The sequence below is a fragment of the Parafrankia soli genome, from assembly GCF_001854695.1.
GTDB classification, from domain to species: Bacteria; Actinomycetota; Actinomycetes; order Frankiales; family Frankiaceae; genus Parafrankia; species Parafrankia soli.
In genome coordinates this window covers 1-25657 of sequence record NZ_MAXA01000266.1, presented here as the reverse complement: position 1 = coordinate 25657, position 25657 = coordinate 1, and the positions used below count along the sequence as shown (strand labels likewise).

Annotated in this window: 26 protein-coding genes and 1 pseudogene; 14 read left to right on the top strand and 13 right to left on the bottom strand. The window is 71.9% G+C overall.

Annotated features, from left to right (window positions below; genetic code table 11):
* On the top strand, positions 1–433 hold a 433-nt coding region (locus BBK14_RS31450), incomplete at its 5' end, for an IS630 family transposase (RefSeq protein ID WP_116430194.1).
* Here the strand turns inward: BBK14_RS31450 and BBK14_RS31445 are convergent.
* The 3 genes from BBK14_RS31445 to BBK14_RS31435 all read right to left on the bottom strand — a co-directional run bounded on the left by BBK14_RS31445 (position 430) and on the right by BBK14_RS31435 (position 3240).
* Complete coding sequence (locus BBK14_RS31445; protein ID WP_071066789.1) at positions 430–1323, bottom strand: SDR family NAD(P)-dependent oxidoreductase; 894 nt, start codon at positions 1321–1323, stop codon at positions 430–432. The two genes, BBK14_RS31450 and BBK14_RS31445, sit on opposite strands and share 4 nt — an antisense overlap.
* Before the next feature lie 126 nt (positions 1324–1449).
* A complete protein-coding gene (locus BBK14_RS31440) occupies positions 1450–2349 on the bottom strand; it encodes an LLM class F420-dependent oxidoreductase (protein ID WP_071066794.1) in 900 nt (299 codons plus the stop codon).
* Positions 2350–2529: 180 nt separating this feature from the next.
* The gene (locus BBK14_RS31435; RefSeq protein ID WP_071066788.1) at positions 2530–3240 is read right to left on the bottom strand and encodes a response regulator; all 711 of its coding nucleotides are present in this window, start codon (positions 3238–3240) and stop codon (positions 2530–2532) included.
* A gap of 168 nt (positions 3241–3408) precedes the next feature.
* Here BBK14_RS31435 and BBK14_RS31430 point away from each other — a divergent pair, with 168 nt between their 5' ends.
* Positions 3409–4737, top strand: a complete 1329-nt coding sequence (locus tag BBK14_RS31430; RefSeq protein ID WP_071066787.1) for an HAF repeat-containing protein — start codon at positions 3409–3411, stop codon at positions 4735–4737.
* A gap of 10 nt (positions 4738–4747) precedes the next feature.
* Here BBK14_RS31430 and BBK14_RS31425 read toward each other — a convergent pair whose 3' ends face one another.
* The 4 genes from BBK14_RS31425 to BBK14_RS31410 form a co-directional block, all read right to left on the bottom strand.
* Positions 4748–6103, bottom strand: a complete 1356-nt coding sequence (locus tag BBK14_RS31425; protein WP_083391383.1) for an FAD-dependent monooxygenase — start codon at positions 6101–6103, stop codon at positions 4748–4750.
* Between the two features lie 201 nt (positions 6104–6304).
* On the bottom strand, positions 6305–6487 hold the full coding sequence (locus tag BBK14_RS31420) for a lasso RiPP family leader peptide-containing protein (protein WP_071066785.1): 183 nt from the start codon (positions 6485–6487) through the stop codon (positions 6305–6307).
* Between the two features lie 210 nt (positions 6488–6697).
* Entirely contained in the window at positions 6698–7342 is a 645-nt protein-coding gene (locus BBK14_RS31415; protein WP_198145655.1) for a response regulator transcription factor, read from the bottom strand.
* Between the two features lie 79 nt (positions 7343–7421).
* Complete coding sequence (locus BBK14_RS31410) at positions 7422–8426, bottom strand: sensor histidine kinase (protein ID WP_241832005.1); 1005 nt, start codon at positions 8424–8426, stop codon at positions 7422–7424.
* A gap of 107 nt (positions 8427–8533) precedes the next feature.
* On the opposite strand from BBK14_RS31410, the gene BBK14_RS31405 reads away from it, so the two are divergent.
* The 5 genes from BBK14_RS31405 to BBK14_RS31385 all read left to right on the top strand — a co-directional run bounded on the left by BBK14_RS31405 (position 8534) and on the right by BBK14_RS31385 (position 14924).
* Positions 8534–9925, top strand: coding sequence for an NAD(P)/FAD-dependent oxidoreductase (locus BBK14_RS31405; protein ID WP_071066784.1), 1392 nt, complete (start codon positions 8534–8536; stop codon positions 9923–9925).
* Positions 9926–10010: 85 nt separating this feature from the next.
* A complete protein-coding gene (locus BBK14_RS31400) occupies positions 10011–10766 on the top strand; it encodes a phosphatase PAP2 family protein (RefSeq protein WP_071066783.1) in 756 nt (251 codons plus the stop codon).
* Between the two features lie 81 nt (positions 10767–10847).
* Positions 10848–11648, top strand: a complete 801-nt coding sequence (locus BBK14_RS31395; protein WP_198541488.1) for an ABC transporter ATP-binding protein — start codon at positions 10848–10850, stop codon at positions 11646–11648.
* Between the two features lie 7 nt (positions 11649–11655).
* On the top strand, positions 11656–14280 hold the full coding sequence (locus BBK14_RS31390; protein ID WP_071066782.1) for an ABC transporter permease: 2625 nt from the start codon (positions 11656–11658) through the stop codon (positions 14278–14280).
* Positions 14281–14432: 152 nt separating this feature from the next.
* Positions 14433–14924, top strand: a complete 492-nt coding sequence (locus tag BBK14_RS31385; RefSeq protein WP_071066781.1) for a hypothetical protein — start codon at positions 14433–14435, stop codon at positions 14922–14924.
* A gap of 134 nt (positions 14925–15058) precedes the next feature.
* On the opposite strand, the gene BBK14_RS31380 is transcribed toward BBK14_RS31385, so the two are convergent.
* Positions 15059–15634 (bottom strand): TetR/AcrR family transcriptional regulator, encoded by a 576-nt coding sequence (locus tag BBK14_RS31380; protein ID WP_071066780.1) that lies wholly within the window; start codon positions 15632–15634, stop codon positions 15059–15061.
* Between the two features lie 98 nt (positions 15635–15732).
* On the opposite strand from BBK14_RS31380, the gene BBK14_RS31375 reads away from it, so the two are divergent.
* Positions 15733–16575: an SDR family oxidoreductase gene (locus BBK14_RS31375; protein WP_020461856.1), complete on the top strand. Its 843-nt coding sequence runs from the start codon at positions 15733–15735 to the stop codon at positions 16573–16575.
* Positions 16576–16670: 95 nt separating this feature from the next.
* Positions 16671–16979 carry a hypothetical protein gene (locus BBK14_RS31370; RefSeq protein WP_131802476.1) on the top strand — a complete coding sequence of 103 codons (309 nt, stop codon included), beginning with the start codon at positions 16671–16673 and terminating at the stop codon, positions 16977–16979.
* Positions 16980–17020: 41 nt separating this feature from the next.
* Here BBK14_RS31370 and BBK14_RS38620 read toward each other — a convergent pair whose 3' ends face one another.
* Positions 17021–17197, bottom strand: coding sequence for a hypothetical protein (locus BBK14_RS38620; protein WP_157904372.1), 177 nt, complete (start codon positions 17195–17197; stop codon positions 17021–17023).
* 26 nt (positions 17198–17223) lie between these two features.
* Here BBK14_RS38620 and BBK14_RS31365 point away from each other — a divergent pair, with 26 nt between their 5' ends.
* Positions 17224–17820 carry a DoxX family protein gene (locus tag BBK14_RS31365; protein WP_071066778.1) on the top strand — a complete coding sequence of 199 codons (597 nt, stop codon included), beginning with the start codon at positions 17224–17226 and terminating at the stop codon, positions 17818–17820.
* Positions 17821–18090: 270 nt separating this feature from the next.
* Here BBK14_RS31365 and BBK14_RS31360 read toward each other — a convergent pair whose 3' ends face one another.
* The 3 genes and pseudogenes from BBK14_RS31360 to BBK14_RS31355 form a co-directional block, all read right to left on the bottom strand.
* On the bottom strand, positions 18091–18303 hold the full coding sequence (locus BBK14_RS31360) for a hypothetical protein (RefSeq protein ID WP_071066777.1): 213 nt from the start codon (positions 18301–18303) through the stop codon (positions 18091–18093).
* A 695-nt stretch (positions 18304–18998) separates the two neighbouring features.
* A pseudogene (locus BBK14_RS38615) lies at positions 18999–19518 on the bottom strand (transposase); the annotation flags it as partial.
* A gap of 269 nt (positions 19519–19787) precedes the next feature.
* Positions 19788–20765, bottom strand: a complete 978-nt coding sequence (locus BBK14_RS31355; RefSeq protein WP_071066791.1) for a metallophosphoesterase — start codon at positions 20763–20765, stop codon at positions 19788–19790.
* A 491-nt stretch (positions 20766–21256) separates the two neighbouring features.
* On the opposite strand from BBK14_RS31355, the gene BBK14_RS31350 reads away from it, so the two are divergent.
* Genes BBK14_RS31350 through BBK14_RS31340 form a run of 3 tightly spaced genes read left to right on the top strand, consistent with a single transcriptional unit; the run spans position 21257 to position 23189 of the window.
* Positions 21257–21619 (top strand): GntR family transcriptional regulator, encoded by a 363-nt coding sequence (locus BBK14_RS31350; RefSeq protein ID WP_071066790.1) that lies wholly within the window; start codon positions 21257–21259, stop codon positions 21617–21619.
* Positions 21616–22494 carry an ATP-binding cassette domain-containing protein gene (locus BBK14_RS31345; RefSeq protein ID WP_071066776.1) on the top strand — a complete coding sequence of 293 codons (879 nt, stop codon included), beginning with the start codon at positions 21616–21618 and terminating at the stop codon, positions 22492–22494. Before BBK14_RS31350 ends, BBK14_RS31345 begins: the two co-directional genes overlap by 4 nt.
* Positions 22494–23189, top strand: a complete 696-nt coding sequence (locus BBK14_RS31340) for a hypothetical protein (RefSeq protein WP_071066775.1) — start codon at positions 22494–22496, stop codon at positions 23187–23189. Before BBK14_RS31345 ends, BBK14_RS31340 begins: the two co-directional genes overlap by 1 nt.
* An 875-nt stretch (positions 23190–24064) precedes the next feature.
* On the opposite strand, the gene BBK14_RS31335 is transcribed toward BBK14_RS31340, so the two are convergent.
* The gene (locus BBK14_RS31335; RefSeq protein WP_071066774.1) at positions 24065–24664 is read right to left on the bottom strand and encodes a TetR/AcrR family transcriptional regulator; all 600 of its coding nucleotides are present in this window, start codon (positions 24662–24664) and stop codon (positions 24065–24067) included.
* 462 nt (positions 24665–25126) lie between these two features.
* Between BBK14_RS31335 and BBK14_RS31330 the strand changes: the two genes are divergently transcribed.
* Positions 25127–25657, top strand: a 531-nt coding sequence (locus BBK14_RS31330) for an LLM class flavin-dependent oxidoreductase (protein ID WP_116430193.1), incomplete at its 3' end; no start/stop codon positions are given.

The window sequence follows — 25657 nt, the reverse complement described above, 5'->3', positions numbered from 1 at the left end:
GAACACCGCCACCGGCAAGGTCCTCAGCGCGGTCTCCGCCCAGCACACCGCCAGGGACTTCATCGGCTTCCTCGCCGAGATCGACCGTCAGGTCGAGCCGAATCTGGCGATCCACCTGATCTGCGACAACCTCTCCGTGCACAAGGCACCAACGGTGCGCAGGTGGCTGGTGGAGCATCCGAGGTTCGCCCTGCACTTCACCCCCACCTACTCGTCCTGGCTGAACCAGGTAGAGCGGTGGTTCGCCGAGCTGCAACGCCGCTGCCTGGCCCGGGGCGTCTTCTGCTCCGTCKACGAGCTGACCCACGCCCTCGAAAAATGGATCAGTCACTGGAACGAGAACGCCAGGCCCTTCAAGTGGACCAGGACCGCCGACCAGATCATCGACGCGATCGGACACTACTGCGCGCGAATCTCCGGACCGGGACACTAGCTGGCTTCCCCTGCGGCCGACGGGTCGGCGCCGGTCGCTCCCAGGTTCGCCAGGACGTACGACGGTGCGTGGTTCGAGAAACCGGTGCCCGGCCAGTTCAGCCATCCCGACGAGGCGTAGGTGCCGCCGTCGGGGTGCAGGGTCGAGCCGGTGACATAGGTCGAGAGACCGGAGGCGAGGAAGACCACGCAGCCGGACACGTCGGCGACCTCGCCGGCCCGGCCCATCGGGATGCCGACGCGGATCCCGACCTCGGTCGAGTACGCGCCGTCGCCGCCTGTCATCTTGGTCATGTTGGGAGTCGGGGTGTAGTCGGGGGCGACGTTGTTGACCCGGATCCGGTCGGGGGCGAGCTCCACGGCCAGGGTCCGGCCGAACTGCTCCACCGCGGCCTTGGCCGCCGAGTAGACCGCGAACCCGGGGGCGGCCCGGTGCGCCTCGATGGTGGTCAGGTTGATGATGCTGCCGCCGCGCCCACCCGCCTGCATCCGGGGGGCGGCCAGCGAGCAGGCGTGCAGCACGTGCATGAGGTTCATGCGCAGCAGCGCGTTCCAGCCGTTCGGGCTGGTCTCCACGAAGGGTGCGCGGAAGGTGCCGCCGACGACGTTGACCAGGGTGTCGACCCGTCCCCAGCGTTCGTCGACGGCGGCGAACAGCGCCGCGAGCACGTCGGGGTCGCGGGCGTCGCCGTGGTGCACGATCGCCTCGGCGCCCTGCTCATCCAGCGCGGCCTGCAGGGCGTCGATCGCGTCCTTGTCGATGTCGACCACCGCGAGGCGCACGCCGTTGGCCGCCAGGTCGGTGGTCACGGCCCCGCCGATGCCCCCCGCTCCCCCGGTGACCACGGCGACGCTGCCCGCCAGCCCGCCTCTGTCCTCGAACCAACCCATGAACCCGCGCCTCCACTCCACGTCACGACCGGCACGACGTCACGACCGGCCCCGCCACCCGACTGGCACAACCGCGCCCGCGACCTGAACTCGGCACGGCGACCGACGTTCAGATCCGGGCTCGCGTCACGAGAGGTGGGCCGCGCCGAAGGCCTCGATGAACTCGATGGTCTCGGCGGCGGACCGGGTGTGGGACGAGACCACCGCCCAGGTCACGCCCGCCTTCTMGATCTCGGCCAGGGCTTCGCCGTGACGATCCTCGCTGACGTTCTCCGCCGAGATGGCGGTCGAGTAGGAGTACATCACGTCGATCAGGTCGGTCCGGCCGTTCGCGGCGGCGGTGTCCCGCACCTCGCGGATCATGCCGGCGAGCTCGGCGATCGAGCCGATCGAGGCCGTGCGGGCCGTGTTGACCAGCTGCGGGCCGCCGGACATCGGCATCCAGCCCTGCGCGCGGGCCGCCACCCTGCGCCGGCTCAGCTTCGAGTTGCCGCCGATCCAGATCGGGATCGGGTCCTGGACGGGCCGCGGGCGGGCGATCACGTTGCGGGCGTCGAAGTGCAGGCCCTTGTAGCTGAACGGCTCACCGCTCCAGTGCAGCGGCAGCGCGTCGAGGATCTCGTCGAACAGCGTGTTGCGCTCGTCGATGTCGACACCGAGCGCGTAGAACTCGGACTTCTGGTAGCCGGTGCCGATCCCGAGGGTGAAGCGGCCGCCGGAGAGCTTGTCGACGGTCGCCGCGGCCTTGGCCAGCAGGAACGGGTTGCGGTACGGCGCGACCGACAGGTAGGTGAGCAGCCGCAGCCGGGTGGTCGCGGCCGCGACGTAGCCCAGCGCGACGAACGGGTCGAGGCTCTGGTGCCCGCCGTTGTCGAGCCAGCGGGCTCCGGGGACCGGGTGCTCGGTCAGCGAGAAGCCGTCGAAGCCGGCGCGCTCGGCGGCCGCCGCCACTTCGTGTAACGGACCGGGATCGAGCATGTCACCATCGGTGCCCGAGGTCTCCGGGTAGTGAAAGATGAAGCGCATCGTCGTCACCTCGTCGTACGTCCGCCGCGGGCCTGTCCGTGGAATCTGTCTACCAGAAAATTGACACTAAAGTCAGAAATCCTGGCCGGCTCCGGACGCACCGGGAACGGCCACACCGGTCACGGATCCGGTCGCGAGCCGGTGCCGGCCACGGCCTCGCCCCGGTGACGGAACGCGAGGTCAGGGCTGGTAGCGGTAGCCCATCCCCGGCTCGGTGGTCAGGTGGCGCGGGCGGGTGGGGTCCGGCTCGAGCTTGCGGCGCAGCCGGTTGATGTAGAGGCGCAGCGACGACGTGTCGGCGGCGTAGGCCGGCCCCCAGACCTGGCTGACCAGCGCGCGGCTGCTGACGAGCTTGCCCGGGTTGCGGACGAGCGCCTCCAGCAGCCGCCACTCCGTGGGGGTCAGGTGGACGGCCGACCCGCCCTCGGCCTGGGCTGTCACCGCCTTCGCCGCGAAGTCCACGCGGTAGTCGCCGACGTCCGCGGTGGGCCCGGTCTCGGCGGCCGGGGCCCGGCGGGCGACGGCGCGCATCCGGGCCAGCAGCTCCTCGACGGAGAACGGCTTGGTGATGTAGTCGTCGGCCCCGGCGTCCAGTGAAGCGATCTTCTCCTGCCCGGCCGTCCGCCCGGACAGGACAATGATCGGGACGCCGGTCCACCCGCGCAGGCCGTGGATGACCTCGATGCCGTCCATGTCCGGCAGGCCCAGGTCGAGCAGCACGATGTCGGGCGGGTGGGCGGCGGCCTCCGTCAGCGCGTGCCCGCCGTCGACCGCGGTGCGGACCTCGTAGCCGCGGGCGCGCAGGGTGATCCGCATCGCGCGCAGCAGCTGCGGCTCGTCGTCGACGAACAGCACCCGGCCCCCGGCCCGTGGCGCGGATTCCTCGCTCATGCCCCGCTCCCGTCGCGTGCCATGCCCGCCCCAGCATGGCAGTGCGCCGCGCGGCGCGGGACGCGGTCGGTCATCCGACAGCGGGGCCTGCCGGTCGCCGGACCGGGGGCGACCTAGCATCCGAGATCAACTACGGAGAGTAACCATTGCGATTCTCGGGAGGCGCCCATGACGACCACCACGAGAGCGCGGGGGCGAGCCGAGGCGCTCGCCGCGCTCACCGCCGCCGGCGCGATCGGCGCCGCGGTGGCACTGGCCCCGCCGGCCGCGGCGGCCATCCCCGGGCCCACCTACCACGGTGGCGGGCTGGAACTGATCGCCCTGGACCTGCCGGCGGGAACCGCCACCGGATACGCCCTCGACGTGAACGACGACGGCGTGGTCATCGGGCAGGCCTGGGACAACGCGTTCAACCAGAAGGGGGTCGTGTGGCGCGACGGCGTCCCCACCACGATCCCGGGCGCGATGCCGTGGCAGGTGAACGACAGCGGCCAGGTCGTCGGCTCGCTGTACTCGGACACCGGGCAGAGCCGGGGGTTCGTCTGGGAGAACGGGACGCTGACGACGCTGGAACCGACCGATCCCGGGCCGGACCGCTACAGCTATGCCGGCTCGATCAGCGCCGACGGCACCGTGGTGGGCCTGAGCGGCACGAACACTCCGCTGGCGGGCTACGACCCGACCGAGGGCGCCACCAAGCAGGCGCCAGCCGGCGAGGCGGGATCCGAGGAGGCCGACGACGTCTTCCCGGACTACCAGCCCCAGATCCGCGCGACGGTCTGGCGGAACGGGACCGCGGTCGACCTGGGCACGCTCGGCGGCTCGTGGAGCAGCGCCGACCTGATCAACGACCATGGTCAGGTCGCGGGGAGCAGCGCGACCGCGGACGGCTCCGAGCATGCCTTCCTGTCCGGGCCGGGCGGGCTGCGTGACCTCGGAACCCTCGGCGGACCCTCCAGTACCCCGCTCGACATCAACAACCGCGGCCAGGTCGTCGGGGTCAGCGAGACCGCGGACAGGCACAGCCACGCGTTCCTATGGGAAAACGGGCGGATGCGCGACCTGGGCACGGCCGCCGGGCTCACCGAGAGCTCGGCTGTCGCGATCAACGAGCGCGGCCAGGTGCTGGTCGAGAGCCACGAGCAGATCTCGTACCCGTTCGAGGGGGAGCCCACGAGCACCGTCGGAATCTTCCCGGCGCACACCGCCTCGACCGCATACATCTGGACCGCTGGCCAGCAGCAGGCGGTGACCGGGCTCGGCGGCAACACCTTCTCCCCCGTCAAACTCGCCGACGACGGCACCGTCATCGGCTCGGCCGTGACGCCGGACGGCGTGGACCGGCCCTGGCTGTGGTCCGGGGGCGTACCCCACGACCTCAGCGGCCCTGCGCCCCTGCAGCCCGGCCAGGCGTCCGGGATCAACCGGTCGGGCCTGGTGGTCGGCCACGCGGGGTCCTTCACCAAGCAGGTCCCGGTGATCTGGCGGCGCACCTGACGCCGGCGGGCTAACCGTGGGAGCGGTGCACGGCGGACCCGGAACCCGCGCCGGCCAGAGCCCGGCCGGCCGCCCCGGCGGGTGTGGGGGTGCCGGCCGGCGCCGGCCGGCCGCCGGGCCGGGCCGGTTCGCCGCGCCGACGGGCCAGGTACCAGCGCACCGACGAGTCGACCTCACGGCGCAGCCGCCGCACGGCCCCGACCTGCATCGCCCGGTGTGCCTGGTACCGCCACGGCGGCTGGTCGCCCTGCCGGGTGGCCATCGCATAGGCGAAGGTCACCGGGTCGGGGTCGCCGCCGGTGGCCGGCCTGGCCCGGTCGAGCTGGCCGTCGATCCGCTCGAACCAGGCCATGCTCGTCCGGGCCCGGGCCTGCAGCGGGGCCAGCGCGGCCCGGCCGGCCCGGTCGAACTCGGCCAGCGCCACCGGGACCTCGCCGTGCTCGTAGAGCATCTGGGCGAGCATGACGCCGTCCATCATGGCCAGGGCCGTGCCGGAGCCGAGCGTGAAGTGGGTGGTGTGGGCGGCGTCGCCCAGCAGCACCATGTTGTCCCAGTACCAGCTGCGGTTGCTGACCTGGCCGAACCGCTGCCAGCGGGCGGGCCGGCGCAGCTGGTCGATCAGGCCCTCGCCGGCCAGCGGGCCGGCGAAGATCTTCCCGAGCAGGCGTAGTCCCTCGCCGTCGTCCGTGCCGAGGCCGAGCGCGTCCCAGGTCCGCGGCGCGCACTCGACGATGCAGGTGCTCACCTCCGCCCCGGACGGGTAGGCGTGGAACCAGACCCAGCCGGCCGGGGTCGGCTCGAACGCGAACGTGAAGCGCTCGAAGCGCCGGGGCGTGCCCAGCCAGATGTAGCGGTTGCCACCGGTGTCGACCCGGGTGCCGAACCGGTCCGCGAACATGCTGCGCACCTGGCTGTTCGCGCCGTCGGCGGCGATCACAAGGTCGGCGTCGGCGTGCGCGCCGAGGCCGCCGAGGCACCCCAGGTCCGCCAGGTCGGTGAGGTCGGCGACCTCGCGGTCGTGCTCGACCCGCACGCCGAGCTCCTCGGCGCGCCGGGTGAGGATGTCGAGCAGGGCCGCACGCTGCACGCTGAAGCCGTAGCCGGCGAAGTGCGCCGCCCGTTCGCCGCCCAGGCTGATGTCCTGCTCCTGCCAGAGCGTGGACGCGCCGCGGATCTCCCGGGCGCTGTCGGGATCATTGCGGAACAGGACGTCGAGCAGGTTGTCCCAGTAGACGACACCCCAGCCGTAGGTGGCGCCGGGCGGGTCGCGGTCGATGATGGTGATCTCGTGACCGGCGTCCCGGCGCTTGGCGGAGATGGCGAAGTAGAGCCCGGCCGGGCCCCCGCCCACACAGACGATCCTCACGAGACCCCCCCTGGTCACGAAATCCTCGTCGGCACCGATCGGGACCGGTGCCCGTAAATGGGGCGAGGCCGCGCAGCGCGGCCCTTGCTCGCCGACCTGCACGACCTCACTTCGCCACTTCGCCACACCGGCGGGCGGCGACGACGGCGGGCTGGCCCGCCGCTTGGACTACCGGTCCTGGGAATGCGCGTCAGGCTGGTCTCACCAGCCCCAGCCGCCCCATCCCCAGCCACCCCAGCCCCAGCCGCCCCAGCCGCCGCTCCAGCCCCAGCCGCCGCCCCAGCCCCAGCCGCCTCCGCCGCCGATGATGATGAAGCCGTGACGGGTGACGTCCCGGAACGAGCCTCGAGCCTGGATGGCAGGCGCCTCGTAGGTAGCCTTCATGACCTGTTCCTCCGTCCGAGTTCACGTTTGGACAGTCCGAGCGCACCTCCGCGGCTCGTGACGAAGACGGGCCGGCCGACCCAACGGGACGACGGGCGCGCCCGTCCGAATTCCATCGTGCACGGGACGGGTTCAGCGACGGTTCACTCTCGGTTCGTCACCGTCGCCACGGTCGGCGCCCGGCCGGGTCGCCCGGGCACCGGCGGCGGGTCAGCCCTCGAGGTAGGCGAGGACGGCGAGCACCCGCCGGTTGTCGTCCTCGGACGGCATCAGCCCCAGCTTGGTGAAGATGCTGTTGGTGTGCTTGCCGACGGCCTTCTCGGTGATCACCATCGCGGCACCGATCGCCGCGTTGGACCGGCCCTGCGCCATGTGCGAGAGCACCTCACGCTCGCGCGGGCTGAGGCGGTCCAGCGGCAGGCGACGGCGGCGGCTGTCGAGCAGGCGGGCGACCACCGTGGGGTCGAGGGCCGTCCCCCCGGCGGCGACCCGCCGGACGGCGTCGACGAACTGGCCCACGTCGGAGACCCGGTCCTTCAGGAGGTAGCCGATGCCGCCCCGGCCGTCGGCGAGCAGCTCACGGGCGTAGAGCTGCTCGACGTACTGCGAGAGCACGAGCACTGGCAGCCCGGGGATGCGCTCCCGCGCCTCGAGCGCGGCGCGCAGGCCCTCGTCGGTGTGGCTCGGCGGCAGCCGGACGTCGACGACGGCGACGTCCGGGCGCAGCGTGACGAGCTCGCGCACCAGCTGCGGGGCGTTGTCGACCGCGGCGACGATCTCGAAGCCGTGCGCCTCGAGCAGCCGGATGAGCCCGTCCCGCAGCAGGGCGAGATCCTCGGCGAGCACGACCCGCAGCGGCCGCGCGGGGTCGGCGGGTTCCTCCGGCACGGACGGCACCTCCTCAGTTTCGCTCGGTCCTCAGGTCCTCAGGTCCTCAGGTCTCCGCGCCCGGCAGGACCGGGCACGGCAGGGTGATCGTGATCCTCGTCGGTCCCCCGGACGGGCTGTGCACCGACATCCGGCCGTCGAACGCCTCGAGCCGGCGCACCACCCCGCGCAGGCCCTGGCCGAGCGCGGGATCCGCCCCGCCGAGCCCGTCGTCCGTGACGACCACGCTCAGCATCCTGCCGTCGTGCGCGAACCGCACCGCRCCGTGCGCGGCCCGGCTGTGCTTGACGACGTTGGCCAGGCATTCCGCGGTCGCGAAGTAGACGGCCGACTCGACCGCCGCCGGCAGCCCGGACGGGACGTCGCCGTCGACGCGGACCGGCAGGGACAGGTCGAGCGCGAGCGCGCGGATGCCCCCGGCGAGCCCCCGGTCGGCGAGCACCGAGGGGTGGATGCTGTGCATGACGGCCCGCAGGTCGTCGAGCGCGCCGACCGCGGACAGCCGGGCGTCGCTGAGCAGCTTCGCCGCCGCCGCCGGGTCGCTGTGCAGCAGGGCCTCGGCCATGCCGAGGTTCATCGCCAGCGAGACGATCCGCGCCTGGGCGCCGTCGTGCAGGTCCCGCTCGATCCGCTTGAGCTCGGCGGCCTGCCCGTCGAGCGCGCCGCGGCGGGTGCGGGTGAGCGCGTCGACAYGCTCAGTGAGCTCACGCTCCCGCTCGGCGGGCATCAGCGCGACGATCCAGGTGTGGATGGCGAGCCCGATCGTGAGCGCGAGAATCGTCCAGACCGGCCAGAAGTAGCCGCCGCCGGACAGCGCCCACACCACCACGTCGACCGGGATGGCCAGGGCAGCCACCGCCCGGGTGGCGGCGAGCCACCGGCGCCGCCCCGGCGGTATCCGCCGGACCCACCCGACGAGGATCGCGGCCCAGAACACGGTGCCGATGCCGAACCACACCCAGCGCGGCCAGAAGTAACCACCGCCGACGGCCGCCCAGATCAGCAGCACGACGGCCCCGGCCGCCAGCCCGATCACGACCGGTGGCGCCACCGGTCCCGGCACCCTGGCCGAGGCCATGAAGGAACGCGCCGATCGCCTCGGACCGCTCATCGTGATCGGATCGCTCGTCGTGAGGAGCACACCGTGAGGAGCACATCATGAGGAACTCCATCACCGTCGCCCGGCTGGTCCGTCATGTCGAGGCACGTCGGCTGCGGGGGCAGGACGACGCGGGGCGGCGGCGGCCGCGGGTGGTGGTCGTGGGCAGCGGGTACGCCGGGCTCGGGGTACTGCGCCATCTGGAGGCCCGGCTGCCGGCCGGCGCCGCCGAGCTCGTGCTCGTCTCCCCCACGGACCATCTGCTGTACACCTCGCTGCTGCCCCAGGTCGCCACCGGCGACATCGAGCCGCGGCACCTGGCGGTGTCCGTCCGCGGTGCGCTGCGGCGGACGGTGCCGCATCTGGGCCATGCCACCGCGGTCGACGCCACGCGCCGTGAGATCACGGTCGTCGGCATGACCGGCGAGCCGTCCACGCTCGCCTGGGACAGGCTGGTGCTCGCGCCCGGCGCACTCACCCGGACATTCGACATCCCAGGGCTGGCCGAGCACGGGCTCGGAATGAAGAACCTGGCCGAGGCGGTCTACCTGCGCGACCACGTCCTGCGCCAGCTCGAGTACGCCGACGCCAGCGACTCGGACGCCGAGCGGCGGGCGCGGTGCACGTTCGTCGTGGTCGGCGCCGGATACACCGGAACCGAGCTCGCCGCGCAGATGCGGCGGTTCACCGTCGAGGCGCTGGGGCAGTTCCCGCGGCTCGACGCCGCGCAGATCCGGTGGCTGCTGCTCGACCTCGCACCCAGGGTGCTGCCCGAGCTCGACGAGCGGCTCGGCGCCGGCGCGGCGAAGGTCCTGCGCGAGCGCGGTGTGGAGGTGCGGCTGGAGACGTCCGTGACCGAGGTGCGCGCGGACGCGGTCACGCTCACCGACGGCGCCGTGATCCCGTCCCACACGCTGGTCTGGTGCGCGGGTGTGACGCCGAATCCGCTGATGAGCCGGCTCGGGGCGGAGACGGTCAAGGGGCGGCTGGTCGTCGACGAGAACTTCCAGGTCCCCGGTCTGGACGGCGTGTTCGCGCTCGGTGACGCGGCGGCCGTCCCGGACGCGACGAAGGGCGGCGCTCCCGCCGGGCAGACCGCGCAGCACGCGGTACGGCAGGGCGGGGCGGCGGGGCGGAATGTCGCGGCGTCCCTCGGCTACGGCCGGATGCGCCCGTACCGCCACCGCGACCTGGGCTTCGTCGTCGACCTGGGCGGGGCGGACGCGGTCGCGAACCCGCTGGGCCTGCCGCTGTCCGGGCCGCTGGCGGCGGCGGTGACCCGCGGGTACCACCTGCTGGCGCTCAGCGCCGCGGCCAACCGCGCCTATGTGGGCGCGGACTGGCTGCTCGGCGCCGTGGCCCGGCCGCGGGTCGTGCAGCTCGGGTTCCTCCCCCCGCCGAACGCCACGATCGCGCAGGTCGAGCAGACGGAGCTCTACGGCGCGCCCTGAGCTCAGGGCGCGCGCCGTGGGCTCAGGGCTGTCGGTTATCCCCGCATTTGTGGGTACTCCCCGCTTCGCGGGGAACATCGCCGCTGTGAACATCATCCGCGCGCAGGCGGCCCGGCTCCCGTTGGCCGCCGCGATCCTGGTGCTGATCCTGGTTGGTAGTGGCTTCCTGATAGACGAGGGCCCGGCGGGGATCCGCGACGAGGACACCTCCGCGGTGGGGTGGCTGGCGGGCCACCGCACATCCTGGCTGGTGCGCGCGACCGAAGCCGCCACCTGGCTCGCCGACACCTGGACCGTGATCGCGGCGACCGCGGCGCTGGCCGCCGTCGCCGCCTGGCGGACCAGGGCCTGGTGGCTGCCCGGTGGGATCATCCTGCTGACCGCCGGCGAGACCGCCATCTACGAGATCTCCAACACCCTGGTGGCGCGCCCGCGGCCCGCGGTGGCACGGCTGGACCCCGGTGACCCGATGGCCAGCTACCCCTCCGGCCACGTCGCCGCCTCGGTCTGCCTCTACGGCGGCCTCGCCCTCCTTCTGCTCCACGTCGCCCGCCGTCACCCCCGTCACAGCCGCGGCCGGGGCCACGGCGTGGCACGGGCCGGGGCGGCGGTGGCGGTCGCCGCCGCGGTCGCGGTGCCGCTGATCGTGGCCTTCTGCCGCACGTACCGGGGCATGCACCATCCCAGCGACGTCCTGGCTGGCGTGTTTCTCGGCGCCTGCTGGCTGGCGGCCGTGAACCGCACCGTCCTGGCCCGGGGGTTCGCCGTGGATGACCGGGAACGGCGGTCCGCCGGCCTGCGCCCGGTCGGCGCCGAACCGCGTCCGGCACACCCAATGTGACCGCGCCGGGATGCCGGCCGGGTCGGCGGGCCGGGCCCACACTGATCCGGGCCCCGCCGGGCCACGGATGGAGGGGGACGGGTGAGGGACGCCGACGCCGACACCCACGGAACCGGCCCCGGCCGGGCCGATTCCGCGCGGCGCGACGCCCACGGAACGATCGTGCCGGTGGTGCCCCGCATCGACCTGTGTGGCGTCGGCAAGCACTACGGCGGCGGCGAGGCCGGGGTGACCGCACTCGAGGACGTCGACCTGCGGGTCGAGGGCAGCGCGTTCGTGGTCGTCCTCGGGCCGTCCGGGTGCGGCAAGACGACCCTGCTGAACCTGGTGGGGGCGCTGGACATCCCGACCGCTGGGACCGTCCGACTCGGCGGGGCCGATCTCACCCGGTCCTCGCAGCGGGAGCGGCGGGAGATCCGGCGGCACACGGTCAGTTTCGTGTTCCAGTCGTTCAATCTGTTCCCGGCGCTCACCGCCCGGGAGAACGTGCGGTTCGGGGCCGACGTCGCGGGCCGGCCGCGGGCCCGGGAGGTCACCGAGGAGGTCCTCGACGGCGTCGGGCTGGCGCCCCGCGGCGACCACTTCCCCCACCAGCTCTCCGGCGGGGAGCAGCAGCGGGTGGCGATCGCCCGCGCGCTCGCCACCGGCAACCCGATCCTGCTCGCGGACGAGCCGACCGGCGAGCTCGACTTCCACACCGGGGTCCAGATCCTCGTCCTGCTGGAGGCGCAGACGGCCGCCGGCCGCACCGTCGTGGTCGTCACCCACAACCGGGAGATCGCCCGCATCGCGGACCGCGTGGTCGAGCTGTCCAGCGGACGGATCGTCACCGACGGCCCGCCGCCCGGCGGCCGCGTGCCCGTCGGCGACCTGCGATGGTGAGCGGCCGATGGTGAACGGCGGCGGACGGCGCGGCGCGGTGCTCGGGGAGACACCCGGCGGTGACGGCCACGCCGCGACACCCGGCAACGGGAACAGCGGCCGTGGCGCGGCGCCCGGCAGCGGCCGGCGCGGCGCGGCATCCGGGGACGACGGCGGGCCGGTCCGGGGCGGCGCGGGGTCGGCGGGGCTGTGGCTGCGGTGGTCGTGGCGCGACCTGCGGGCGCGGCTGCTGCTGGTGGTGGCGCTCGCCGCCGTCATCGGCGAGGGAACCGGCCTGTACGCCGGCCTGACCAGCACGTCGCGGTGGCGCTACGAGTCCTACGACGCCAGCTTCGCCGGGCTGAACGTGCACGACCTGCGGATCAGCGTGGACGCGGGCGCCACGGTGCCGCGGGGGCGGCTGCGCGACGTCGTCGCGGCTCTGCCCGATCCGGCCGCCGTGGATGCGAGCGCCGAGCGCCTGATGTTCCCCACCGAGATCGAGGCGAGCCGACCAGGGCACAAGGAGGTGCTCGTCCGCGGCGAGGTCGTCGGCGTCGACCTGACCGCGCGCCCGCTCGTGGACGGGATCTCGGTCGCCGCCGGCCGCGCGCTCACCACGGCCGACCGGGGACGGCCCGTCGGCGTCCTGGACCACGGGTTCGCCCAGGCCAACGACCTGCCGGCGACGGGCACGGTACGGATCAGCGGGGACCGCGAGATCGGATACGTCGGCGAGGGGCAGTCCCCGGAGTACTTCGTGCTGCCCGGCGAGCAGCCCGGACTGATCACCCAGGCCGGCTTCGGCGTGCTCTACACCTCGCTGGAGACCGCGCAGAACCTCGCCGGCGAACCGGGAGCGGTCAACGACCTGGTCCTCACCGCGCGGCCCGGGACCGACGTCGCGGCCCTCCAGCGGCAGCTCACCGCGGCCGTCGCCGAGCGGCTCCCCGGGGTGAGCACCACGATCACCAACCGTGACGACATCGCGTCCCGGCAGATCATGTACGACTCGATCGAGAGCAACCAGGCGCTGTGGAACGCGCTCGCGCTGCTCGTCCTGGTCGGTGCCATGTTCGCTGCGTTCAACCTGGTGGGACGGGTGGTGGACGCGCAGCGCCGGGAGATCGGCATCGGCATGGCGCTCGGGGTGCCGTCCCGGATGCTGGCGTTGCGCCCGTTGCTGCTGGGGCTGCAGATCGGGATCCTCGGGGTCCTCGCGGGGCTGGCCACGGGGATGATCATCACTGCCGCGATGGGCGCGATGCTGCGCGACGTGTGGCCGCTGCCGGACTGGCGCACCGGCTTCCAGGTCGGGGTGTTCGCCCGCGCCGCGGCGGTCGGCCTGCTGCTGCCGCTGGTCGCGGCGGTCCACCCGGTGTGGCGGGCGGTGCGGGTCGAGCCGGTGCGGGCGATCCACGCGTCGGCCATCTCCGGCTCCACCCGCGCCCGCGCCCGCCCGCGGCGGCGGCGGCGCGGGTTCCCGCTGCCCGGGGGGAGCCTGGCCCGGATGCCGGCGCGCAACCTGGCACGCGCCCCGCGGCGGATGCTGCTCACCGCCCTGGGAATCGCCGCGGCGATCACGGCACAGGTCGTGTTCACCGGCCAGCTCGACACCTTCACCCGGACGACCGACGCCGCCGAGACCGAGCTGACGTCCACCAGCCCCGACCGGCTGCGGGTGACGCTGCCGTCGGTGCAGCCCGTCACCTCGCCCACCGTCACCGCGGTCACCGGCTCACCGGCGGTCCGCGGCTCCGACGCCACGCTCGCCCTGCCCACCAGGCTGCTGGGCCCGCCCGGTTCGGCACCGCACGAACCGATCGACACCCTGACCTACATCCTGGACGTCGACAACCGCATCTGGTCACCCTCGATCACCGAGGGCAGCGCGACGGGCGGCCTGCTGCTCGCCGCCAAGGCCGCCCACGACCTGGGCGTGAGCGTCGGCGGGACGGTCCTGCTACGCCATCCGCGCCGGGCCGGCGACGGCTACCAGACGGTCGACACCCCGCTGCGCGTCGCCGGCATCCACAGCTTCCCGGTCCGCTCGGTGGCCTTCCTCGACGCCGCCGACGCCGGCTCGTTCGGCCTCGCCGGCCTGACGAACGTGCTGACCGTCCTGCCCGCGCCCGGCTACGACCAGCTCGACGCGATGCGCACGCTCGCGGCCGTCCCCGGGGTCGGCTCCGTCGTCCCGGCGACGGGGAGCATCGAGGAGATCCGTGCGCTGCTACGCACGTTCGTCGGCATCCTGCGGATCGCCGAGATCGCGGTGCTCCTGCTCGCCCTGCTGATCGCCTACAACGCGATGAGCATCGCGATGGACGAGCGTCGCCGGGAGCAGGCGACGATGCTCGCCTTCGGGCTGGCCCCGCGCCGGGTGCTGGCGCTCGCCGTGGCCGAGAGCGCGCTGATCGGCCTGCTCGGCACGGTGATCGGCCTGGTAGCCGGCTACTGGACGCTGCGCTGGACCGTCGAGGTCCTGCTCGCCGACACCCTGCCCGACCTGGGCATCCGGGCCGTGCTGTCGGTTCCCACCCTGCTGACCACACTGCTGCTGGGAGTCTTCGCGGTCGCCGTCGCCCCGCTGCTGTCCGCCCGGCGGGTACGCCGGATGGACGTCCCGTCCACCCTGCGAGTGATCGAGTAGGACGCCACTCGGCCCCCACTCCCCGGACAGCGCCCCGCGGCCCGCCGCGGAATGAGCGGAATGATCAGCGGCTCCCGGCCGTCGGAACCGCCCGGTGAGTTTGAGTATTCGCGCTCAGGCCGTCCCGGGGGCTGATGGGAAGACTGGCTCTCATGCCCACCTCGCCGCCGACGCGGACGCCGACCTCCACCCTCACGCGAGCCCTCCACGGTGGGGCCGCCATCCTTCTGATCGCGGCCGTGCCGGTCGCGGTCGTGGGACTGCTGGGACAGGACGACTACCGGGGCGTCCCGCGGTCGGAACTCGACTACGCCGTCCGGCCGCTGGACATCCCGGCCGGGTGGATGACGACCATCGGCGTTATCGCTCTGCTCCTGGCGGCAGCCGCCGCGGCGGCGCTCCTGCTGCACGGGGGCCGCCGCGGCGCCGCCGACCGGCGCCGGTGGCAGGTGGTGTGTCCGCTCGTCGGAGTCGGCGTGATCCTCGGCTTCGGGTACCACGTCGCGACCGCCGGAGTGATCGGCGCCAACATCGGGTTCGGACTCGTCGTCTTCTTCGGCGTGCCTCTGGTGGTCGTGCTGCTGGTGCTCGCGGCGGCCCGGGAATGGGCGCTGCACGCCGGGGCCGGGCGCCGCGCCCCCTGAAGCGCCGGCCCGCGTCCTCGAACCCGATCAGGCGGGAAGCGTCCGACAAGGCCCACTGAGCACCAGTCCGGGATGACCGTTGGGCTGTACCACGGGGGTGCCGCACCGATGCTCGACAGGGAGATGGGTCCAGATCAGGCAACCCCGGCGAGCACCAGGCGCACGACCATGTCGGCGTCGTCCGCCGTCGGCGGTGCCTGCCTGCTGAGGACGCGATAAAGCAGGGAGCCGATCAGCACGCCGGCGATCGTCGGGACCGGCACCTGCGACCCGAGCTGACCCGCCGCGCGGGCACTCTCCAGGCGGTCGCGCAGAAGCTGCTCGTGGGGTCCGGTGAAGCGCTCGTAGAGGACATCGGCGACGGCGCGGTCCTCGGCCGTGGCCGCCGTGAGGGCGAGGATGAGGCTCGTGCCCACACCGGAGGCCAGATGCGCGGTCCAGGCCCGCAGCCAGGCGCGCAGATCGGTCTCGATGTCTCCCGTGTCGGGCAGGGGGACGAACGGTGGCGCCAGCCCGCCCTCGAGCACCGCATCGGCGACGACGGCGCCCTTCGACCCCCACCAGCGATAGATCGTCTGCTTTCCGACGCCGGCCTGGGCGGCGACGGCGTCGATCGTCAACCGTTCGTAACCTCGTTCGAGCAGCAGGCCGCGGGCCGCGTCGAGGATCGCCCGCCGCGAGCTCTCACTGCGCCGGCGCCCGCCCGTCATCCACGTGAGTCTAGGAGCGCGACCCGGCCGGGACTGCGAGCGTATAGTCCCTGATCCGAGACCGATCGTCTCGGAATTGGACGTTGGGAGCTTGAGGCATGCCGAACGAGGTACTGGTGGTCATCGGCACGGGCGGCATGGGTGTCGCCGTAACCCGCCGGGTCGGTACGGGCAAGACGGTACTGCTGGCCGACTACAACGAGACGGCGCTGAACGCCGTCACCGAGAACCTCCGCGACGAGGGCCAGCAGGTGACGGCCCAGGTCGTGGACGTGTCGTCCCGGGAGTCCGTGTACGCGCTCGCGCGGGCCGCCGCGGCCCTCGGCCCGGTGCGGCACGTGGTCCACACCGCGGGGCTGTCCCCCACGCAGGCGCCGGTCGACGCGATCCTGAAGGTCGACCTGCTCGGTACCGCGCTGGTGCTCGACGCGTTCGCCGAGGTCGTCACCGTGGGCGGCGCCGGCGTGGTCATCTCGAGCATGTCCGGCTACCTCGCTCCCCCGCCAGCCCGCGAGATCGAGGCTCAGCTGGCCAACACCGCCACCGAGGAGCTGCTGAACCTGCCGTTCACGGCGGTAGACGCGTTCCCGAGCGCGGGTTACGCCTACTCCTTCGCCAAGCGGGCCAACCAGCTGCGGGTGCGTTCGGCCAGCAACGCGTGGGGCGCACGAGGCGCCCGGGTCAACTCGATCAGTCCTGGCGTCATCTCGACGAAGATGGGACAGCAGGAGCTCGCGAGCGAGTCCGGCGCTGGTATGCGCGCCATGGTGGCGGCGTCCGGCACCGGCCGGCTCGGCTCGGCGGACGACATCGCCGCCGCCGTTGACTTCCTCCTGTCGGACAACGCTTCGTTCATCACCGGAATCGACCTGCTCGTCGACGGAGGCGCGGTCGCCGCCGTCTCGACGGGCCGGGTCGACCTGTTCGCCGCGAGGAGCTGAGAGGTCACCCATCCCGGTCACCACGCTCGACCCGAACGCCATGCGCATCGTCGTCGACCTGTCGAAGGGGGCGACGACTTACGAGTTCCCCCGCCTTGGACGTGACGACCGGGCAGTGGGTACCCCTGCCCGGCCCCGCCGTACTGAGGTCGACCCTCTGCCCGACCTCAGTGGTGGCCCTGCGCGAACCGGCCGCCGCGGTTGCGGTGGCGCTCCCGTCCTGCGCCGGCGTACCGACACAGGTGTTGGACGAGACCGCTGGCACATGGACCCCGCTGCCGTCCTGGGGTACCGGTCTGGCCGGCGTGGCCGGGACAGGCGAGGATCTTCTCGTGCTCTGTAACCCCGCCGGACGGTCAACTCCCGGCGCGACGGCGAGTCTGCGGGTGCTCTCGCCGTCCTGACGGCAAACCGGCGGTCCTCCGGGGCGTCGTCGGGCGCACCCTCAGCGACGGTCGGACCGGACTGCCGCCGCGTCGCCGTGACGCCGCAGCCGTCGGGCGAGCCGTACGCCGGACTTCGCCCATTGTTCCCGCTCGATCGCAAGCACCAGCACATCATGGGCGTGCTGGTACCGGCCCGGCACCGTGGGCAGAACCCCTAGCAACCAGAACATCACCATGTGTGCCTCCGAATCGAGGTCTCGACATGAAACTTCTCGAGCGGCACCGGACGCCCCACCGCCCACCACCCGCCACCCCAGCTCTACCCGCCACCCCAGCCCCACCCGACGCGTCCCGCCCCGTCGCGCGTCCCGTGGCCGTGTCCGCCGGCGACCTCGGGCTACTGCTCCTACGGATGACCTTCGGCCTGCTGCTCGCCGGGCACGGCGCGCAGAAGCTCTTCGGCCTGTTCGGCGGCGAGGGCCTCACCGCGACCGGCAGCGGGTTCACCCAGCTTGGTTACCACCCCGGCACCTTCTTCGCCGGGCTGGCCGGCGCAGGCGAACTCCTCGGCGGCCTCGGCCTGRCCGCGGGCCTGCTGACTCCGTTGGCGGCCGCGGCCGTGATCGGCGTGATGATCAATGCGATGATCGTGACCGTGCCGCGGGGACTGTGGGCAACCGACGGCGGCATGGAGTATCCGCTGTGTATCGCGGTGGTCGCGACCGCGGTAGCGGCGATCGGCGCGGGGCGGCTCGCACTCGACCGCCTCTTCCGGCGGCGCGACGGTGGGCTGCCCGAGATGGCGTTCGCCGTCGGGCTCGGCAGCCTCGGTGCCGCCGTCGTCCTGGCAGTCAGCTGACATCCTCGGCCAGCGTGGCCAGATGTCGGGCCAGGCCAGGCGGGCCAGACCAGGCGGCCGATTCCGCCTCCTCGGCTGTGCCGCCTGGCGTCCGTTCACGTTTTCCCGGCGGCGCCGTCCGACGTCCGTTTCCGTCGCCCCGGCGGTGCCTATCGGCGTCCGCCTTACCGGCGCCGACCGCTGTGCGAGTGGAGTCCACACACGTGGCGTACGGATCGTGATCGTCCAGCGACTCGCCGGAGTGAGAGTCTGTGACGTAGAGCGACCACCTCAGTTGTTCGTCGTCGTCGCTTCGTCCGATCCGCCGCTGGTGGCGACGTCCGAATGATTCGGCGGCTGGTCGGCCCCGGTCTCGGCGGCTCGGCCCAGTTCGGCGCGCAACAGGGCGGCGTTGGCGAAGATTGTCAGCGCACACCAGAGCCGTCGGGGACAGGCCAGCGGTCCGGTGATCTCGGCGAGAGTCACGATCTCCTCCGCCGACATCGTCCTGGCCTCCGATGACCCCCGCGCCGTCCAGCAGGTCATCACGCTGTCGCGCGCCAGCTACCGCAAGATGATCCAGAACCTCGCATTCTCCCGAACCCGACACAAGCCCGCGTGGCGAACTCGCAGATCATCGGTCAGTGTGCGTCCCAGACAGGGAAAATTTTACTCTGTCCGTGCACCGCACAACCCGCAGCCTGGACCATCGGTACGGTGAAACCGCAGGTAGGACAGAGGAAGAGTGGGCAGAACCGCACACAACGCGAACCACCACCCCACCATCCCCRGCCCCACAATTTCCATCCCCAACCGCGAGAACAGGTCATCTACCAGCGGAAACGCGCAGCCACGCCGTCGCACGTCCGTAGACGGCACGCGGGCCCCGACCCCAGAATGACACCGGTGGTCGGGGCCAGTAGGCCATGGCCCCGACCAGCAGCCCGGACCACGGCTGCCCGAAAACGGGCAGCACCTCACACTTCAACACTCACCGACCCCACCGCTTCCTCAGCCAGCACCCACCCGACTTGCCCCCTGCAGTCGCCCCGACCCTGGGTCCGCCGTCCGGCGCACCCGCATCCTCGGCGGCATGATCAACGAGTACCGCAACGCGGCCTGACGACCCCCGAAGACGATCATCTCGGCCGCAAAAGACCAGCTCACAGGCCGAAACCCGAATTTTGGAGCCCCGCAGGGTCGGCGGCGAGGTGGACCTTGCTGGTCTGCCCGCCCCCCGATCGTCCGAGTAAGGCAGCTTTCAGCCGGAGTCCACGCCTGCGCCGGACACGTCGTCGCTCCTCCCGCTCGGGATCGTCTCCGCCGTTCTGCCCGTCTTGTCCTACCGGGCCGCCCATTTTTGCCGGGCCTTCTCCTCCTGGGCGGTGGCTGCCTCCAAGGCGGTGATGACGTCGTGGGCACACTGCATCCCGACAGCATCGTGGGGGCCCGGACGGTGGTGGAGTCCACGCTGACCAGGGACAGGTCCACCTCACCCCGCTTCGCGGCCTCGGCGATCAGGCCCTCCAGCAGGGCTTCGAGGACGCCGGCATTCCTCCACTGCCAGAAGCGGTTGTAGACGGTCGGCCAGGCACCGAACTCCCTCGGTATCTCCCGCCACTGCCCGCCCGTCCTGAACCGCCAGACCACGCCCTCGAGCTGCAGCCGCAACCGCTCGGGATACGGGCCCTACCTGCCGATCGGCAGGTAGGGCCCGATGAACTCCCACTCCTCGTCCCTCGGTTACACCCACGTCATGCACGACGATCTACCGGATCAGGCCCCGCCACGAGGGCGAATCCCACCAAAAGATCAAGGACTAGCCCCCCGTCAACTATCAGCCGGAACCGAAACGTCAAGAATCAGCTGGGACTGGACAACGGGCCTGGGACCGCGCTGCACGGCCTATCGTGTCGGCGGGTGGACAGCTCGGTGGATCTGGATCCGGTTGTCCGTTCTTCACCAGCTCGTCCGTTCCCGCTGCCCGGTCAGCTCGCGGGGACCGTTCTCGGTTCCCAGGAGAAGACGCCCGGAGCGGTGGGGTCGACGGTCACCCGCAGCCAGGTGGCGGCGGTGGACCCGAAGGTCTCCAGCCGGGYCAGGTTGGCGACGCCGGCGTACGCCGGCTCCACCTCGTAGACGTGCTCGTCGCCGTGCACCAGGAGGACCGGCTTACCGTAGGCGCGGGTCTGGTCGACGATGCGCTGCCGGATCTCGGCGAAGCCGGGGGTGTCGAGCGGTTCGGCCTGCATCAGGAGCAGCACGCCCGCCGCCCGGGTGCGGTCGGCGGTCTCGAAGGCTCCGTCGATCCAGTCCAGCGCGGCGGCCTTGCGGGCCTCGAACTCGGCCAGCCGAACGGTGGGCTGGTCGCCGCCGGGCAGCTGGGCCCACGGTTCCAGATCGTTCTCGCTGCCGACGACGTGCACCGCCGCGAAGACGACCCGGCCCTCCGTGAAGCGCACGTTCTCGACGTAGGCCTGGTGGGCGGCGTCACGGGCCTGGGTGAACACCGGCATCGGGTGCTGTCCGAGCGTCTTGCCCGGGTTCGGGAAGAAGACCTCGCGCACCGCCTCCAGCCGCTCGGTCGGGAGGTAGCCGCCCGCGGCGGTGCGGTGGCAGTCGGTCCACTCGTTGTCCCCGGGCGTCAGGACGAACGGGTCGTCGAACGTGCCGAACAGCGCTGCCAGGTCGGCGAAGCGGGCGTCGTCGCAGGTCGAGGAGCCGTTCTTGACGTCGCCGGCGTGCAGCACCAGGCGCACGTCCGGGTCTGTGTCGATCGTGTCGACGAGGGCCGGGAAGGCCGCCCGCTGGTCGTCCCCGTAGGGCGTGTCGCCGAGCAGTGCAAAGGTGAAGCCGGGGCCGGTGGGGCCGCTGCCGGGACCAGCGGCCTGTCCGGCACCAGCCGGGAGCAGCCCGGCGGCGAGGGCCGACCCGACGGCGAGGGAAGCCAACATCTTTCGTCGCATGCCGCGACTCTTCACCGCCACGACCACCCGCCGATGACAGCGGTCTTTCCGCCGAGCGACCGCTCGTCAACCAGTCCGGAATGGCCGCGACCATGCGGTTGCTGAGCGCATAGGCGGCGCATAGGTGGTAGATCGGTAGCGTCTCCCAGCCGCGCGTTGTCGGCATCGACGACAGCGCGACGTTGCCCCAGTCGGCATCCCACCGCGGGATGCGCTTCAAGATCTCCTCGAGGCTTCCGTCGGATGTCTCACCTGCCGCAAGCCTCACCTCACCTGCCAGCCGCTTAGGTGGCTCTTCGGCAGCCTCATGCGTAGCCGGCGGTCCAGACCCGGTCCGGTGAACACCCTGTGGGCCAGCCTGCCCCAAAGAGCCCAGGCGTGAACAGGAACGGGTCACCTTCAGTCCGGACGGGCTTGACAACGCCCGTCCGAGCCTCCACGGTTAGTTACATGAGTAATGAACCGACGAACCGCGGCGCGCGGTGGTCGGCGTGAAGGACGACGGACGGCCGCTGTTCCTCCAGATCGCCGAGCAGATCGAGAACTCGATCGTCGACGGGAGCCTGGCCGCGGACACGCAGGTGCCCTCCACCAACGAGCTCGCGGCCTTCCACCGGATCAACCCGGCGACCGCGGCCAAGGGCATCAACCAGCTCGTCGCCGACGGGATCCTCTACAAGAGACGAGGCATCGGCATGTTCGTCGCCACGGATGCCCGCGCGCAGCTGCTGGAGCGGCGGCGCGGGGACTTCACGCGGCAGTTCCTCGCCCCGCTGATGGCGGAGGCGGGCAAACTCGGCATGGACGCCGAGGAGATCAAGAAGCTGATCGACGTCTGGGAGCCCGAACGATGAACGTGGCGCGGATGGCCGGGGTGACCAAGCGCTACGGCGACGTCGCCGCGCTCGACGGCGTGAGCCTGGAGCTGGCCGAGAACACGATCCACGGTCTGCTGGGCCGCAACGGGGCCGGGAAGACAACGGTGATGCGGATCCTCACCGGGCAGGCGTTCGAGACCGGCGGGGAGGTGGAGGTCTTCGGGCAGCACCCGTACGAGAACGCCGACGTGCTCTCGCGGGTGTGTTTCATCAGGGAGAGCCAGCACTACCCGGACAAGTTCCGGGTCAGGCACGCGCTGCGGGCCGCCGAACTGCTTTACCCCCACTGGGATCCGGCGTTCGCCGCGGCACTGCTGGCGGACTTCGCGGTCCCGGTCGACCGGCTGCTCCGCAAGCTCTCGCGCGGGCAGCTGTCCGCGGTCGGAGTGATCATCGGGCTGGCTTCGCGGGCCCCGCTGACCCTGTTCGACGAGCCCTACCTCGGCCTCGACGCCGTCGCGCGGCAGCTGTTCTACGACCGGCTGCTGGCCGACTACGCCGAGCACCCGCGCACGGTCGTGCTCTCCACACACCTGATCGACGAGGTCAGCGACCTGATCGAGCACGTCGTGCTGCTGGACGCGGGCCGCGTGCTCATCGACGCCGAGGCCGAGACGCTGCGCGGCGAAACCGTCGCGGTCACCGGCCCCGCCGGCGCCGTCGAGCGCTTCGCCGCCGGCTACGACGAGCTGCACCGGGAGCAGGTCGGCGGCTCCCTGCGCGTCACCCTCGCCGGCGCCGGGAACCGGCTCGAACCCGGGCTGGACTTCGAGCCGGTCTCGTTGCAGCAGCTCGTCGTCCGCACCACCCAACGCAACCGCCGGCCGGTCGCCGCCGGGAAGGAGTCCTGATGCCCCGCGTGCTCGACGTCGTCCGGATCCAGCTCGTCCACTGGCCCGCACTGCTGGGCTACCCGCTGCTCGCGCTGGTCGCGATGCCGCCGCTGGGCTGGGGCATCGACGTCTCGAACGGCGAAACCGCGCGCGGCGCACACGAGATCTACCTGCTGCCGATGCTGTTGGGCGCGATCGCCTCCGCGCACCTGCAGACGATGACGCAGGTGTTCCCCTTCACGCTGGGGCTCGGCGTCACCCGCCGGGCGTTCGCCGCGGCCACCGCACTGGTCGTCCTCGGCCAGGCGCTGCTCCTCGGGCTCGGGCTGGTGGCGTTCGACATCGTCGAGCGGCTGACCGGCGGCTGGGGACGGGAGACGCGGATCTTCGGGCTGGACGTGCTGGGCCACGGCAACCCGCTCGCGCTGTGGCTTGTCTACAGTGGACCGCTGGTCGCGGTGTCCGCGATCGGGGTGCTGGCGGGGGTGGTGTTCCAGCGCTGGCGTCATACCGGGATCTACCTCGCCATTTTCGGCAGCGTCGCGCTGCTCGTCGCGATGGGTGCCCTGGCGAAGACGCAGAACTGGTGGCCCTCGATCGGGAGCTTCCTCGGTGGCCAGCCCTCGCTCACGCTGTTCACCGCGTATCCGCTGGTGTTCGCGCTGGCGCTCGGCGGCGCGGCGTGGCTGGTGCTGCGGCGCGCGACCGCCTGAGCGGGTCACCGCCAAGTCCCGGGACTTGGCGGTGACCCGCATCGGGAGCGCGTCGACGCGGTCGGCGAGGAGGCTGACCACGCCGTCGGCCTTCTCGACCACGCCGCGGATCAGCAGCGCGAGGCTGCTGCGCGCGACGCGGTGGTAGCGCTGCCACAGCCCGAGCGTGCAGATCACGTTCACCATCCCCGTCTCGTCTTCGATGTTGAGGAACGTGATCCCGCCCGCGGTCCACAGCGCCTGACGCCGGTCCCCACAATCTCCATCCCCGATCGCACAAACAGCCCGCCTACCAGCGGAAACGCGCGCCCGCACCGTCGTACGCCCACGCCAGACGCATCGGTTGCCGTTACGGATGACCCGCGCAGCCGGGGTGCCGGGGGCGGCCCGGCCCACGGCCTAACGCAGCAGGGCCATGGCGTGCCGCTACCCCAGGTCGCCTGCTGACGCCGGGGTCCCCCGAAACCTGCCGTCGCCTCACAGCGCCAAGCGTGGGATAGGTAGGTAGGTCAGCGGACGCCATCGTCGTAGTTGAGAGATCGTTTGATGTCGACGCGGTGACGCTCAGAGGAGCGTCGGAGGCGGAGATCAGCACGCCGTAGCCGGTCTCCTCGGGCTCCCCCGGGATGGCCGGAGGCATTAGTCAAGCCGATCGTCTCCGGGTCGAGGCCGTGGTGCTCGRCAATGGTCGAGCAGCGTGATGGCTCGGACGGCTCCCAGGGCGCGGGTGACCGACAGACCGGCCGGAACGAATTCGCAMCCCAACACGGTCGTCGACGCCAGGCACGTGAGYGGCGATCAACTCGGAACCGGAGAGAAATCCGGTGCCGAACCGCTACAGACTCTGYTGGCCCTGGCCAGTCGGCCCGAAGATCCTATTCTTCACGCTCGTGCCGGCGGGGTTCGATGTGGTCGAGAAACCGCTCGATGATCTCGACCGCGTCGCGATGACCGGTATGGGTGCCGAAGGACTCCTCAAGCGCCAGCATGCGGGGAATAGCGTTCATCATGAACAGGAGCCCGGCCGGGGACACAGCCCGTTCGTCAAGGCCATACTGTGTCCACTGCCGGGACACGGCCTCGAGCTGAGCGTCGCGGACACGCTCACCACCGCGACCGATCTCACTCTGAATGGCCTTGCGATGGTTCGCGAGGGCCATGAACTCCAGGAGTAGAGCTGTCGCGGTCCTGTCGCTCGCGTACTCYCAGACCGCGCGGAGCGGCTGCTCCGTTTGGGATGCCTCGGTGAATCGTTCGAGGATGCGGTCCGTTCCGCTCCGCAGCAGCGCCACGAAGAGATCGTCGAGGGTGGGGAAGTAGTACTGCACGAGGCTCGCGGCAACGCCGGCGCGGRCCGCGAGACCTCGGTAGGTGACGGCGGCATAGCCGTGCTCAAGCATGAGCTGCTGCGCGCTGTTCAACAGCAGCGTTCGCGTCTTGGACGTCGTCGACCCGACACGGCGGGAGGATGCCACCAGCCGCCTCCTCGTCGCCGCTCCATCCGCTCACCAGCGAAGGTATCCCCTGACGCCGCGGGTCCGATCCCGCGGGTCCCGGCCGGGACCACGAGTAGTCGGCAGCCCGGTGGCACCGCAATCAGTATCGTCCGCGGTCGGGCGGGCCGCTGGCCGACAGYCACTCACTACAGCCGGACGCCCGCCTCGCCCGGACCGGCCGGCGAGTCAGGGGTGTCCGTGCTCACCGGCGCAACCCCTCGAGATTTTGATCATTTTCCGCTTCCCTCATCGTTGGTGGCGCCGGCAGCGGAGAGCGGAGACCGCCGCGGCACCGGGCCTCCTGTATGGAACCGTTCAGCTGCCACCGGAACACCTTGGCTACCGAGAGCAACGCGACCTTCTACTTTCGCCTGGCGGACGCTGGTTGTACATTCGCACAACACAGTAGGACGTCTGTACAGCGGTAACGGGGAGGTCAGAGTGCGCATCGGTTTGACCGGTGGGGGTAGCTCGGCGGACAAAATCGTCCAGCAGGCGAAGGAAGCTGAGGCTGAAGGTTTCACGTCTCTGTGGTATGCGAGCGCAGTCACCGGTGACCCGCTCGTCGCCATGGCCGTCGCGGGCCGCGAGACAGCCAGGATCGAACTGGGCACCGCCGTCCTGCAGACCTACCCCTGCCATCCCCTGCTGCAGGCCAACCGCGCCGCGTCCGTCGTCTCCGCGATGAACCGGCCCGGCTTCACCCTGGGCCTCGGCCCCTCGCATGAAGGCTTGATCCGGGACGTCTACGGCCTGTCCTACGACCATCCCGGCCGCAGCACCGAGGAGTACGTCACCATCCTCACCGGCCTGCTCCGCGGCGAGGCCGTCGACGTCAAGGGCGAGGACTGGACGGCACGCACCGCCGAGCGGATGGTACCCATCAGCCACCCGGTGCCCGTATTGCTCGCGGCCTTGTCGCCCCGCCTGCTCCGGGTCGCCGGCCAGCTCGCCGACGGCGTGGTGCTGTGG

Bases quoted from the DNA above. Each gene is read 5' to 3' on its own strand.
- BBK14_RS31445 (WP_071066789.1), bottom strand. From the start codon at position 1,323: ATGGGTTGGTTCGAGGACAGAGGCGGGCTGGCGGGCAGCGTCGCCGTG.
- BBK14_RS31435 (WP_071066788.1), bottom strand. From the start codon at position 3,240: ATGAGCGAGGAATCCGCGCCACGGGCCGGGGGCCGGGTGCTGTTCGTC.
- BBK14_RS31430 (WP_071066787.1), top strand. From the start codon at position 3,409: ATGACGACCACCACGAGAGCGCGGGGGCGAGCCGAGGCGCTCGCCGCG.
- BBK14_RS31420 (WP_071066785.1), bottom strand. From the start codon at position 6,487: ATGAAGGCTACCTACGAGGCGCCTGCCATCCAGGCTCGAGGCTCGTTC.
- BBK14_RS31405 (WP_071066784.1), top strand. From the start codon at position 8,534: ATGAGGAACTCCATCACCGTCGCCCGGCTGGTCCGTCATGTCGAGGCA.
- BBK14_RS31390 (WP_071066782.1), top strand. From the start codon at position 11,656: ATGGTGAACGGCGGCGGACGGCGCGGCGCGGTGCTCGGGGAGACACCC.
- BBK14_RS31385 (WP_071066781.1), top strand. From the start codon at position 14,433: ATGCCCACCTCGCCGCCGACGCGGACGCCGACCTCCACCCTCACGCGA.
- BBK14_RS31380 (WP_071066780.1), bottom strand. From the start codon at position 15,634: ATGACGGGCGGGCGCCGGCGCAGTGAGAGCTCGCGGCGGGCGATCCTC.
- BBK14_RS31375 (WP_020461856.1), top strand. From the start codon at position 15,733: ATGCCGAACGAGGTACTGGTGGTCATCGGCACGGGCGGCATGGGTGTC.
- BBK14_RS38620 (WP_157904372.1), bottom strand. From the start codon at position 17,197: ATGGTGATGTTCTGGTTGCTAGGGGTTCTGCCCACGGTGCCGGGCCGG.
- BBK14_RS31360 (WP_071066777.1), bottom strand. From the start codon at position 18,303: ATGTCGGCGGAGGAGATCGTGACTCTCGCCGAGATCACCGGACCGCTG.
- BBK14_RS31345 (WP_071066776.1), top strand. From the start codon at position 21,616: ATGAACGTGGCGCGGATGGCCGGGGTGACCAAGCGCTACGGCGACGTC.
- BBK14_RS31340 (WP_071066775.1), top strand. From the start codon at position 22,494: ATGCCCCGCGTGCTCGACGTCGTCCGGATCCAGCTCGTCCACTGGCCC.